This window comes from Bacteroides sp. D2, from assembly GCF_025147085.1.
Classification (GTDB): Bacteria; Bacteroidota; Bacteroidia; order Bacteroidales; family Bacteroidaceae; genus Bacteroides.
Window position 1 is genome coordinate 2,974,046 of record NZ_CP102261.1, and the last position, 11,908, is coordinate 2,985,953.

Annotated in this window: 13 protein-coding genes; 3 read left to right on the forward strand and 10 right to left on the reverse strand. The window is 41.5% G+C overall.

What is annotated here, in order from left to right; all coding sequences use genetic code 11:
- Nucleotides 1-21: 21 nt before the first annotated feature.
- The 10 genes from NQ505_RS10395 to NQ505_RS10440 all read right to left on the reverse strand — a co-directional run bounded on the left by NQ505_RS10395 (nucleotide 22) and on the right by NQ505_RS10440 (nucleotide 9,023).
- Nucleotides 22-1,506, reverse strand: coding sequence for a NuoM family protein (locus NQ505_RS10395; protein ID WP_009000376.1), 1,485 nt, complete (start codon nucleotides 1,504-1,506; stop codon nucleotides 22-24).
- Nucleotides 1,507-1,519: 13 nt separating this feature from the next.
- Entirely contained in the window at nucleotides 1,520-3,451 is a 1,932-nt protein-coding gene (nuoL, locus tag NQ505_RS10400) for an NADH-quinone oxidoreductase subunit L (protein ID WP_009000377.1), read from the reverse strand.
- A gap of 55 nt (nucleotides 3,452-3,506) precedes the next feature.
- Nucleotides 3,507-3,815, reverse strand: a complete 309-nt coding sequence (nuoK, locus tag NQ505_RS10405) for an NADH-quinone oxidoreductase subunit NuoK (protein WP_004301460.1) — start codon at nucleotides 3,813-3,815, stop codon at nucleotides 3,507-3,509.
- A 33-nt stretch (nucleotides 3,816-3,848) separates the two neighbouring features.
- Nucleotides 3,849-4,361 (reverse strand): NADH-quinone oxidoreductase subunit J, encoded by a 513-nt coding sequence (locus NQ505_RS10410; protein ID WP_009000378.1) that lies wholly within the window; start codon nucleotides 4,359-4,361, stop codon nucleotides 3,849-3,851.
- Between the two features lie 2 nt (nucleotides 4,362-4,363).
- Nucleotides 4,364-4,852 (reverse strand): 4Fe-4S binding protein, encoded by a 489-nt coding sequence (locus NQ505_RS10415; RefSeq protein ID WP_009000379.1) that lies wholly within the window; start codon nucleotides 4,850-4,852, stop codon nucleotides 4,364-4,366.
- A gap of 12 nt (nucleotides 4,853-4,864) precedes the next feature.
- Nucleotides 4,865-5,941 carry an NADH-quinone oxidoreductase subunit NuoH gene (gene nuoH / locus NQ505_RS10420; RefSeq protein ID WP_004301463.1) on the reverse strand — a complete coding sequence of 359 codons (1,077 nt, stop codon included), beginning with the start codon at nucleotides 5,939-5,941 and terminating at the stop codon, nucleotides 4,865-4,867.
- Between the two features lie 22 nt (nucleotides 5,942-5,963).
- Entirely contained in the window at nucleotides 5,964-7,556 is a 1,593-nt protein-coding gene (locus tag NQ505_RS10425; RefSeq protein WP_009000380.1) for an NADH-quinone oxidoreductase subunit D, read from the reverse strand.
- Nucleotides 7,557-7,583: 27 nt separating this feature from the next.
- Complete coding sequence (locus NQ505_RS10430; protein ID WP_004301465.1) at nucleotides 7,584-8,186, reverse strand: NADH-quinone oxidoreductase subunit B; 603 nt, start codon at nucleotides 8,184-8,186, stop codon at nucleotides 7,584-7,586.
- Entirely contained in the window at nucleotides 8,177-8,527 is a 351-nt protein-coding gene (locus tag NQ505_RS10435; protein WP_004301466.1) for an NADH-quinone oxidoreductase subunit A, read from the reverse strand. The genes NQ505_RS10430 and NQ505_RS10435 overlap by 10 nt, the downstream gene beginning before the upstream one ends.
- A 118-nt stretch (nucleotides 8,528-8,645) precedes the next feature.
- The gene (locus NQ505_RS10440; protein ID WP_009000381.1) at nucleotides 8,646-9,023 is read right to left on the reverse strand and encodes a hypothetical protein; all 378 of its coding nucleotides are present in this window, start codon (nucleotides 9,021-9,023) and stop codon (nucleotides 8,646-8,648) included.
- A 262-nt stretch (nucleotides 9,024-9,285) separates the two neighbouring features.
- On the opposite strand from NQ505_RS10440, the gene NQ505_RS10445 reads away from it, so the two are divergent.
- The 3 genes from NQ505_RS10445 to NQ505_RS10455 all read left to right on the forward strand — a co-directional run bounded on the left by NQ505_RS10445 (nucleotide 9,286) and on the right by NQ505_RS10455 (nucleotide 11,908).
- Entirely contained in the window at nucleotides 9,286-10,890 is a 1,605-nt protein-coding gene (locus tag NQ505_RS10445) for a DUF6377 domain-containing protein (protein WP_032853881.1), read from the forward strand.
- A gap of 191 nt (nucleotides 10,891-11,081) precedes the next feature.
- Nucleotides 11,082-11,606, forward strand: coding sequence for an RNA polymerase sigma-70 factor (locus NQ505_RS10450; RefSeq protein ID WP_009000383.1), 525 nt, complete (start codon nucleotides 11,082-11,084; stop codon nucleotides 11,604-11,606).
- A 71-nt stretch (nucleotides 11,607-11,677) separates the two neighbouring features.
- Nucleotides 11,678-11,908 (forward strand): hypothetical protein, encoded by a 231-nt coding sequence (locus NQ505_RS10455; protein WP_009000384.1) that lies wholly within the window; start codon nucleotides 11,678-11,680, stop codon nucleotides 11,906-11,908.

Consider the following 11,908-nt stretch of genomic DNA (forward strand, 5'->3'; position numbering starts at 1 on the left):
TTAAAGATTAAAAATTAAAGGTTATGGAATCAGTTGTGAGACTACGGGGAGTACACTTTCACCAATCATGTGGCTAACCCAGAAAGGAGCCATACCTAGTCCGGCTACACAAACGATGAGGCAGATAACGGCTACACGTTCGTCCCAAGTCGCATCAGTCAGTTCGAGATGATGCTTGTTGGTACAGGTTCCGTATAGAATTTTACCTACCAGACGCAGAATGTAGACTGCAGTAATCACAATCGAAGAACAAGCGATGATAGTCAGTACACGGTGAAATTGGTCGTTGTTCTGGAAAGAGCCGACGAAAATAGTCATTTCAGCAATAAAACCACTTAATCCCGGCAGACCGAGGTTGGCAAGACCGGCAATTACATAACATACGCTAAGGAACGGCATAATTTTCATTAAGCCGGCAAGCTCGCGAACGTCACGTGTGTGTGTACGTCCATAAATCATACCGATAAGAGCAAAGAACAAGGCTGTCATCAATCCGTGTGAAAGCATCTGAAGGATAGCTCCTGTTGCTGCTGTCTGATTCAGCATCAGAATAGCGAAAAGAACCAGTCCGCAGTGAGATACGGATGAATACGCATTGATATATTTCAAGTCGGTCTGTACGCAAGCGGAGAATGCACCGTAAACTACAGAGATACCTGTCAATATCAGGAAGATCCATGAAAGTTCGTTAGCAGCTTCCGGCATCAGATACATGGCGATACGGAAACATCCGTAACCTCCCAGTTTCATCAATACTCCGGCATGGAGCATAGATACGGCAGTCGGGGCGGAAGCGTGACCGTCAGGACTCCATGTGTGGAACGGGAAAAGGGCACCTAATACACCGAAACCAAGGAAAGTCAGCGGGAACCAGATGCATTGCTGTGCAAAAGGTATGTTGTGCAACTGTGCGATTTCAAGAAGATTCATGGTCGTTGCTCCCGAACCGAAATAGATTCCGAGAATACCGATCAGCAGGAAGGCAGAACCACCCATCAACATGAGGGTCAGCTTCATGGCTGCATATTCTTTACGTCCCGATCCCCATACACCAATCAACAGGTACATCGGTATCAATGCGATTTCGTAGAACATGAACATGGTGAATAAATCAACGGATATAAAGAATCCGAATACTCCCATAGACAATAGGGTGAACCAGAGGAAATATTCTTTTGTCAGCGGTTGCAGACGCCAGGAAGCAAATGTACCGGTGAACACAATGACAGCGGACAATAACAACATGGCTACCGAAATTCCGTCAACACCTACTGAATAGGATATGTGAAGCGGGGCATACCAAAGCGTATCTGCACGGAAAAGCATTTCTGCCGTGTTTCCGGCACTACGCTCTCCCAGATACAGGAATGTAAGTACGACGGAGGCAATCAGAAGTGCCGATGCGCCAGTAACCATAACCCCCCGGATGGCTTTGATTCCTCGTGCTGCCCAGAGTCCGGCCAGCATCAATAAGGGGATAAGTACGAATATTGATAAGAAATTCATATCGTTCTGTGCTTTATAAAATTAATAGTAGGATAAGTGCCAGTGCACCGCAAAGGAACACGTACGCATATTGTTGTACCTGACCGCTCTGCAAACCACGGATCTCGTCGCTTGTGGTGTTGGTTGCCCATGCCAGGAAATCAAAGAATCCATCCACTACATGACGGTCGAACCATGCGATAGGAGTAGAGATGCAGCGGAAGATAATCTTATGCGTGATAAACTGGTATATATCGTCAATATAGAAGCGGTTATAAGCAGCCTTGTGCAGACCTTTGAACTGTTTTTCCAATGAATCGGCAACTGGTTGTTTGGCATTCTTGTACATCCATGTAGCGATTGCAATCGAAATAATTGCAATGACAACACTCGTAATAGCCACCGACGGATCGAGATGGATAGAATAAGATTCACCATTCGAACTGATGAAGTGTCCGAAAGGAATAAATCCGGCTCCACAAGTTACTACTGCCAGAAACATTAACGGGAAAGTCATAGCCAGCGGACTTTCATGTGGGCGGCAAGGTGCCGCTTCCAAGTTTCCCTTCGGCGTGTTATGTTCCGAATGGGAACCTGCCCGGAGCGGCTCGCTCCCCCAGAAAATACCGTAGTACAAACGGAACATATAGAAAGCAGTCATCGCAGCAATTACTGTCATTACCCATCCCATTACAGGGCTATATTGGAAGCAAGCAGCCAGAATTTCATCTTTCGAGAAGAAACCCGAGAATGGAGGAATACCGGCAATAGCAAGACAAGCAATCAGGAATGTCCAGTGAGTGATCGGCATATATTTGCGTAAACCTCCCATCGCGGACATTTCGTTAGAATGTACAGCATGAATGATACTACCTGCACCGAGGAAGAGCAATGCCTTAAACATAGCATGTGTGAAGAGGTGGAACATGGAAGCCATGTAGCCTAAGCCTCCTTCGTGAGGATCCATGGAAGTACAGACACCCAGAGCTACCATCATGAAACCAATCTGTGAAATGGTAGAGAAAGCCAGTACGCGTTTAATATCTGATTGTACGCAAGCCACACTTGCTGCATAGAATGCGGTGAATGCACCTACCCAGGCAACCATGTGAAGCGTATTCGGTGCATAGGCAATGAAAAGCGGGAACATACGTGCCACCAAATATACACCGGCAACGACCATTGTAGCCGCATGAATCAATGCACTGACCGGAGTAGGACCTTCCATTGCATCCGGCAACCAGATATGCAACGGGAACATGGCACTTTTACCGGCACCACCGACAAACATCAATCCGAGAGCTAATGGAAGCATAGAAGCTCCACCGCTTATCAAGGATACCGTGTCTGGGGTAAATCCGAATGTACCACCATAATATCCGTAAATCAGGATACCGATCAAGAAGCCCAAGTCGGCAAAGCGAGTGACAATAAACGCTTTCTTGGAAGCGGCAATCGCAGCAGGTTTTGTATAGTAGAAACCGATTAGCAGATAAGAGCTTACACCCACCAATTCCCAAAAAAGGTACATCTGGAAGATGTTGGTCGCAACGACCAATCCCAGCATAGACATCGTAAACAGGGATAAGAAAGCATAATAACGTTGAAAACCTACCTCACCTTTCATGTAACTGAAAGAGTAGATATGTACCATCAGTGACACGGTAGAGATAACAATCAACATCATTACTGATATAGGATCGAGCAGGATGCCCAAATCAAAGTGTAAGGTCTCTGTAAAAGGAAGCCACGTGAAGTTGTAAGGTATCAGTGTGGCGAATGTTCCGTCTTCCAGTCGTGGAGCCGAGAAGTATTGGATAGCTGTAACGTAGGATAGTATCGCTACTGCTCCCAGTATCAGCGTACCAATTGTGCCCGCTGTCCGGTGGGACATCCATTTACCTCCGATTCCCAGTATGAGAAAGGAGAAGAAAGGAAGAAGGAGTATTAGAATTGTTAGTTCCATACAGTTTTATTTTTATTACTTGATTTATTATTATTTGTTCTTGGTGAGAAACAAATCACCACTTCAGCTCGTCCAAGTTGCGCACCTGGATGCTTCGGAGATTACGATAAATGTTAATCATGATGGCAATGGCTACTGCAGTTTCCGCAGCCGAGATGGCGATGGAAAAGAGTGCAAAGAAATAGCCTTCCATTCCCTCTGGAAAGAGAAAACGGTTGAACACGGCAAAGTTGATGTCCGTGGCATTCAGCATTAACTCTACAGAAATCAGGATAGCCAGTGTGTTCCGGCGGGTAAAGAATCCATAGATTCCTGCAAACATCATGATGGTAGAAACTACCAGATAATATTCCATGTGTATCATATACTTAATACTTAATAGTTAATACTTGATTTTCTATCTCTTACGTGCAATTATGATACCACCGATGATACAAGCCAGCAACAGGATACTAACAGCTTCGAAAGGTAATATATAACCGTATTTGTCGCTACTAAGCAAAGCGTTCCCGATAGCATGAATGTCAATCTCCTGCGGGGCAAGATTAGCCGTCTGCATGAAATTATGCTTCAATGTGATGGTCAGGATAATTGCTAAACCGGCAATCATGGTAATGAGCCCGGCCAGGAGCTTACTTCGTTTCACTTTCTCGGCGCGATCACCTTCTCCGCTGGTCAACAGGATGGAGAATACATAAAGAACGACGATACCACCGGCATAAACCATTATCTGAACAGAGCCCAGGAAGGTGTAACCCAGCAAAAAATAGATGCCGGCCGTGCCGAAGAGCACGAAGAGCAGGTAGGTAGCCGAGCGTACGATACGTTGGGTAGTCACCGTCATGATGGACATAGCAATAATAAATGCTGCCAAAAAGTAGAATACTACTGTTTCAAGTGTTGATCCCATATCTAAACTTCTTTTTTCTTTTCTATTACTTTACTACCGTCGTGATTCAGTTTCAGGACGAGTTTCGTCCGGTCGAATACTGCATGTTCGAAGTTCTGGTCGAACGTAATCGCATCATGCGGACAAGCATTGACACAGAGTTGGCAGAACATACAGGCACCCAAGTCATATTCATAGGTTGCCAGGATTTTCTTTTTCTTGCCATCTTCTGTTTCGACGGTTTCGCTGATCACTTTGATTGTATCGTTCGGACAAGCCGTCTGGCACAATCCACAGGCTATACAGCGATGTTCATTATTCTCATTGTGGGGCATATTCAGCGTACCACGGAAACGGTCGAACATTTTCAGCTCTTTCCGGTTTTCGGGATATTGCTCGGTCACTTTCTTACGGAAGTATACCTTGATGCTGGTTTTCATACCCGTTGCCAGTGTGCTGATGCCGTGCACCAGACCACCTAAGTACGTATATTTTTTATCTTTATATTCCATAATTTTCATTTATCAAAAGTGGAAGCCGAAAGCTACGCAGCATGCCATTAATAATAGGTTTACCATAGAAATTGGAACCAGATATTTCCATTCCAGATTCAGAATCTGGTCGATACGTAAACGTGGGAACGTCCATTTGATCCACATCAGAAGGAACACCACGAAGAATGCTTTAGCGAAGAACCAGATAAAGCCCGGAATATAATCCATTACAGCGTTGAATCCATCCAGCCCGACGATGTGTAACGGCATCCATCCTCCCAGGAAGATAGTGGCGGCAACACTGGCCACGATAAACAGATTCAGGTATTCTGCCAGATAGAAGAAACCGAAACCCATACCGGAGTATTCTGTGTGGTATCCGGCAGTCAGCTCACTTTCCGCTTCGGGAAGGTCGAACGGGCCACGGTTACATTCTGCATTTCCGGCAATCAGGTAAATGATAAAAGCAATGACTGCAGGGATATGTCCCTTGAAGATGAACCAGCCGTCAGCCTGTCCTTCTACGATTTCAGAAAATTGCATGGTTCCCATCAGTACTACCATAGTCATGATACTCATACCAACAGAAAGTTCGTAACTGATAATCTGTGCACCGCTTCGCATGGCACCGATCAAAGAGAATTTGTTGTTACTACCCCAACCGGCCAGCAAGATGCCGACAACTCCAATGCTGGAAGCAGCCAACAGGAAGAACACGCCCACGTTAAAGTCGAGAATCGCTGCACCTTTATTAAAAGGAATACAAGCGAAAGTCAGGAATGAGGCGATAATCACCATGAATGGAGCGAGATTGTAAAGGAAATGGTCGGCACCCTTCGGCATGAAGATTTCTTTGGTCATCATTTTGAGTACGTCGCAGACCACTTGAATAGAACCCCATTTACCAACACGGTTCGGACCAAGACGACACTGGAAGAAACCGCAAACTTTACGCTCCATGTAGATCAATATGATAGCCAGGATGGCATATAGTGCTACGAGGCACACGCCGACAGCTACACATTCTATAAAGATGGCTAATCCCTCCGGCATAATGGAGAGTAGTAGCTCATGTATCCAGTTTGTTACTATACTAAAGTCGAACATATATTCTTAATAATTAAGTATTTTATCTATCAATATCCGGAACGACATAATCTATTGTTCCGCCAATAGCAATTAAATCGGCAATCTTTGCTCCCCGGCAGATGGTGTCGATTGCGGCAACAAGCGGTAATCCCGTAGCACGGTAGTGCAGGCGGTAAGGCATTTTGTCACCCTGGCTTTCAAGGAAGACACCAAATTCACCACGACTTCCTTCTACTGCAGCATAATAACTGCCTTCCGGAACACGGATAATAGGCTTCATCTTCTCCTGATAAGGTCCTTCGGGAATATTGTCTATTAATTGTTCGATGATGTTCAGACTTTCCATGATTTCATCCATACGCACCAGGTAACGGGCAAAGCAGTCACCTTCCGTATAAACAATTTCTTTGAAATCTACTTTGTCGTACACACCGTATGGCATTCGTTTACGTACGTCACACGCCCATCCTGAAGCACGGCCTGTACCTCCGGTACAACCGAAAGAGATGGCATCTTCACGGCTTAACACACCGACGCCTTTCATACGGCTTTGTGCGATGATGTTGCCCGTAAATATATCATGATATTCGTGGATGATTCCTCTCATATAAGGAATGAACTCTTTTACTCGTTTGACGAAGTTAGGATGAAGATCAGCCTGTACACCGCCAATTGTATTGTAGTTCATAATCAGACGTCCGCCACAAGTCTCTTCAAAGATGTCGAGAATCTTCTCACGGTCACGGAATCCATAGAAAAATGCCGTCAACGCTCCCAAGTCCATCGTCAGTGCAGAGTAGAACAACAAGTGAGAGTCGATACGTTGCAATTCATCCATAATAGTACGGATATACTTCACACGTTCGCTAACCTCAATACCCATAGCCTTTTCAATACACATACACAGTGCATGACGGTTCTGGTGTGCACCCAGATAGTCAAGACGATCTGTCAAGGCTAATGTTTGAGGGTAGGTAAGGCTTTCATTCATTTTCTCGATGCCCCGGTGGATATAACCGCAGTTCGCATCAATCTTACGAATGATTTCACCTTCCAGAGAAACACGGAAGCGCATTACACCATGAGTAGCAGGGTGTTGCGGACCGATGTTAACTACATATTCTTCTTCACCGAACAACTTCATCTCTTTATTTTTGATGGTTCCGTCCGGGTTCAGTTCTATTTCTTGAGTCGTATCAAACGTCTCTTCATTGGTCATACACAATGGGTTATCCTTTTCCGGATCATTATCTTTGCGCATTGGATAACCTATCCAATCGTTACGCAGATAAAGCCGGCGCATGTCAGGATGACCGATAAAAGTGATACCGTAATAATCGAAAACTTCACGTTCGTAGAAGTCGGCTATCTTCCAAATGTCGCTGACAGATGGAATTTCAGGTAGCTCGCGGTTGGTTGTCGCTGTTTTTAGTGCTATCCGTTCGCCTGTAATGGTAGATTCCAGATGGTAGACTACGCCTAAACCGCGGAGTTTTTCCGGAGCGTCTTTCTCATCGGCTACTCCCCAGTCCATACCGGTGAGGCTTTCGAGAAAGTCCATCTGTTTTTCATTTCGCAAGCGCAGCATCTCGTCGTGTAACGCTGCAGGAGCTATAAATTGTATTTCTTGCATAAATCCTTTAAATTACAGAATGTAGAATCATTCTTCATTTTTTAAATAATCCGGTTTCTTCTCTTTTCTGTTTACTCCACCAAAGAACTTTTCTATTTTCACTTTGCGTTGCAATTGCATCATGCCATAATAGAAAGCTTCAGGACGTGGCGGGCATCCGGGAATATATACATCTACCGGAAGAATCTTGTCCACTCCGTTTACCACATGATAGGACTTTTTGAAAGGACCTCCGCTGACAGCGCATCCGCCTACGGCAACCACATACTTCGGATCGGGCATCTGGTCATAGAGTCGTTTCAGTACCGGAGCCATTTTATTGGTGATTGTTCCGCATACCATAATCATATCAGCCTGGCGCGGACTGGCACGTGCTACTTCAAACCCAAAGCGGGCCATGTCATAACGCGCGGCACCCAGTGCCATAAATTCGATACCGCAGCAACTGGTTGCAAAGGTAAGCGGCCACAGTGAGTTACTGCGTCCCCAGTTGATAAAGTCGTCAAGAACTCCGAGAGCAACGTTTGCTCCTCCTGCATTAAGTTCCTTGACCAACTTTTCCAATGATTCATTGTCGATAAACTCATCATACGGAATAGATTTTATTTTTGGCTTTTTGGTTATTTCCATTCCAAAGCTCCTTTCCTCCAGGCATAAGCAAGACCCAGAACTAAAATGATAAAGAAGAAGAGAACACTAATAAGTCCCTGTGGTCCCATGTCGTGCATAACTACTGCCCATGGGAACAGTAAAGCAGTTTCGACATCGAACATAAGAAATAGGATGGCAAACAGGTAGTAGCCTACGCGAAACTGCATCCATGATTTACCACGTGTCGGTATACCACATTCATAAGCCTCAAACTTTTGCAGATTGTATGAACGGGGAGAAATAGCACGCGAAAGAGCTACTACTACACCGACAAAAGCAAGCGCTGTCAGTAGAACAACAACTAAAAATGTAAAATTCATAATTCAATAGCTGTTTAGATTGAATATTATATAGAAATAAACAATTAGTCTATTCGCCCTATGGAGAATAAAACCAACTGTAATAAATGACGAGTAAAAGAGTCTACTGTACTGTAGGCTAAATGACTATCTTTCTTAACCCATATATATAATAGGAGATAGGATCATAATAGCACGTTGGGGGATGAGAAGATGAAGAGTGATACGGTCTTTGAGAATTGTGATGTTCTCCGGAAAAAGCAACTGGCAACAGTACGCTTTTATTTGCCGGGACATGTGTGACGTCCGTATGACTCATATCACAAGATTGGGTAGCGTAAAGGTTGTAAAGACGTTCTAAAGCATTTTGTATCGGACGATCTTGCGACACATAGCATTTCTCCTGCCGATAAGTCGGGGAGGAAACTTTGCACATATCTTCCATTGCTCCGTTAGTTGCACAATGGATGAGCAAAGCCAATACTAAAAGTAGTCCGAATTTTAAGCTTTGTTTCATCTTTCTCCTTTAACGGCTGCAAATATAGAACTAATATTTATACTTTTTGCAAAGTCCGAGTGGCAAAAAAGCTTTTTTTAACTCCGCTTCTTTGCGATTCGTTTTTGGGTCGGTACGGTTTCATGAAAAATTATTTTTGAATGAGACAAATCTTTCTCTTGTATTTGTTAAAAGATGCAATAAAAAGAACGATTTACTTCCTTTTTTACGAATTACACAAATAAAATACATTTTTTTGCAGACTAAGAAAGAATACATGATTATGAAACGCACACTTTGGTTTATATTTTTCCTTCTAAACTCTTTGTTTTACCTCTATGCAGATAGTGAGAATGATTCTTTGTTGAAGGTGTTGGACAAAGTGATTTCTGAACGTTTGATATATACCCAGAAGAAAGAAGCTACCATAAAAGAATTAAAGAAAAAGAAGGTTGGCCTTAATTCGTTGGAGGATATATATAATTTAAATAAAGAGATTATTCATCAATATGAGACTTTTGTCTGTGACTCGGCAGAACAATACATTCATGAGAATATTGATATAGCAAAAACAATCGGTAATAAAGAATATCTTTTGGAAGAGCAGCTCCGGTTGGCTTTTGTCTATTCTTTATCCGGTTTGTTTATTCAAGCAAATGATATTTTTAAGTCGATTAAGTGTGCGGATTTACCCGATCATTTGAAAGCATCATATTGTTGGAATCGTATACGTTATTATGAGAACCTTATAAAATATACGGATGATATTCGATTTTCCAATGAGTATATAACAGAGAAAGAAGCTTATCGGGATACTGTGATGGGCGTTTTGGTTGAAGAATCGGAAGAGTATAAAAAAGAAAAAGCTGTGAAACTTCAGGATAAGGGTAGTATAAAGGAAGCTCTTCAGATATTAACGAAGATATATAATAAGCAGGAACTGACATCTCATGGATATGCAATGATGGCTATGGGGCTCGCAAGAGTTTATCGTTTGATTGGAAATGATGCGTTGGAAGAAAAGTATTTGATTTTGGCTGCTATGACAGATATAAAATTGGCTGTAAAAGAGAATGAAGCATTGTTGACATTAGCTGTCAATTTATATCAAAAGGGAGATATAGATAGAGCTTATAATTATATAAAAGTGGCGTTGGATGATGCCATCTTTTATAATTCTCGTTTTAAGAATACAGTAATCGCTCGTATCCATCCGATTATTGAAAATACGTATTTAATCCGGTTGGAAAAACAAAAACAGAACCTTCGTTTCTATATATTTCTAACTAGCTTATTTGTAGTAACTCTTGCTATCACCTTATATTTTACATATAAACAAACAAAAGTTGTATCCCGAGCTAAGCGACATCTTAAAGCTATGAATGAAGAACTGGTTGGACTGAATAAGAATCTCGACGAAGCTAATCTGATTAAGGAAAAATATGTGGGGTATTTTATGAATCAATGTGCCGTTTATATTAATAAACTCGATGAGTATAGGAAAAATGTGAACAGGAAAATCAAGACTGGACAGATTGATGATTTATATAAATCATCTTCCCGTCCTTTTGAAAAGGAACTTGAAGAACTCTATCATAATTTTGATAAAGCATTTCTTAAATTATATCCTAATTTTGTGGAAGAGTTTAATTCTCTATTGAAACCAGAGGAACATTATAGTTTGGAAAAAGACCAACTGAATACAGAACTACGCATATTTGCATTAATACGATTAGGGATTATCGATGTCGGACAAATTGCTGTATTTTTGCATTATTCTGTGCAGACAATTTATAATTATAAGAGTAAAGTGAAGAGAATGTCCACTCTTGATAGTAATATCTTCGAGGAGGAGGTAAAAAAACTTGGTTCTTTGTCTCAAAAATGATTCTATTCGGTTTACCAAAACTATAAAATGAATATTGTTTAATGTGTTGATTACTAAATTTATATATCGATATTAATCTTTAAAATATTTACTTTCCTGCCTACTTCCATTAAGAAGTAGGCTTTTTTCATCTCTATATTTGCATCACAGGATTTTGATAACTGAATACTAATCTAAAGAAACACACAACTATGAATTTTTCTGAATTATATCTTATTTATTATCCCAAACTTGTTCGGTTCGCAAAAGAATTTGTGATGTTGGAGGAGGATGCTGAAAATATAACGCAAGATGTGTTTACAGACCTGTGGGAAAAAAGAGAGGCTATGGACCATATTGAAAATATGAATGCCTATCTTTTTAGACTTGTAAGGAACAAATGTCTGGATTATCTGAAGCATAAGGTTTTCGAGCAAAAATATGTTGAGAACATACGAATGGCTTTTGAAATAGAATTGAACCTAAAGTTTCAGTCTTTAGATCGTTTTGATGTATCAGCTATATCAGAAGAAAATGAAACGAAAAAACTTGTTCAGGCTGCTATCAACAGTTTACCTAAAAAATGTCGTGATATATTCTTGTTAAGCCGTATGGAAGGATTGAAATACAGGGAGATTTCTGAACGGTTGGGTATTTCTGTTAATACAGTAGAATGCCAGATGGGAATAGCACTAAAGAAACTGAGAATGAAACTCAATACCTATTTGGCTGCATAGTTTTTACTATTTAATAGATATTTTTTAGGGGTATTTCTTTATCTAATCGTTCTTTATAGAAAAAGCGAGGAATGGAGGATAATCTAAATAGATATTTTGCAGATGAATTTAATTCTGAAGAAAAAATAGAATTTTTGATGATGGTGGAAAATAACGAAGAACTGAAAGAAGAATTTATCGAAAAACAGAATTTACTGGCACTCATTGATTGGGTATCTTCAGAATACGAGAATAAGCAAGAGTATGTTCAACAAAAGCTTCGTGAGTTTATGTATAAAATGAATGAAACAAAAAATAAATAA

Bases quoted from the DNA above. Each gene is read 5' to 3' on its own strand.
- NQ505_RS10395 (WP_009000376.1), bottom strand. From the start codon at position 1,506: ATGAATTTCTTATCAATATTCGTACTTATCCCCTTATTGATGCTGGCC.
- nuoL (WP_009000377.1), bottom strand. From the start codon at position 3,451: ATGGAACTAACAATTCTAATACTCCTTCTTCCTTTCTTCTCCTTTCTC.
- nuoK (WP_004301460.1), bottom strand. From the start codon at position 3,815: ATGATACACATGGAATATTATCTGGTAGTTTCTACCATCATGATGTTT.
- NQ505_RS10410 (WP_009000378.1), bottom strand. From the start codon at position 4,361: ATGGGATCAACACTTGAAACAGTAGTATTCTACTTTTTGGCAGCATTT.
- NQ505_RS10415 (WP_009000379.1), bottom strand. From the start codon at position 4,852: ATGGAATATAAAGATAAAAAATATACGTACTTAGGTGGTCTGGTGCAC.
- nuoH (WP_004301463.1), bottom strand. From the start codon at position 5,941: ATGTTCGACTTTAGTATAGTAACAAACTGGATACATGAGCTACTACTC.
- NQ505_RS10425 (WP_009000380.1), bottom strand. From the start codon at position 7,556: ATGCAAGAAATACAATTTATAGCTCCTGCAGCGTTACACGACGAGATG.
- NQ505_RS10430 (WP_004301465.1), bottom strand. From the start codon at position 8,186: ATGGAAATAACCAAAAAGCCAAAAATAAAATCTATTCCGTATGATGAG.
- NQ505_RS10435 (WP_004301466.1), bottom strand. From the start codon at position 8,527: ATGAATTTTACATTTTTAGTTGTTGTTCTACTGACAGCGCTTGCTTTT.
- NQ505_RS10440 (WP_009000381.1), bottom strand. From the start codon at position 9,023: ATGAAACAAAGCTTAAAATTCGGACTACTTTTAGTATTGGCTTTGCTC.
- NQ505_RS10445 (WP_032853881.1), top strand. From the start codon at position 9,286: ATGAAACGCACACTTTGGTTTATATTTTTCCTTCTAAACTCTTTGTTT.
- NQ505_RS10450 (WP_009000383.1), top strand. From the start codon at position 11,082: ATGAATTTTTCTGAATTATATCTTATTTATTATCCCAAACTTGTTCGG.
- NQ505_RS10455 (WP_009000384.1), top strand. From the start codon at position 11,678: ATGGAGGATAATCTAAATAGATATTTTGCAGATGAATTTAATTCTGAA.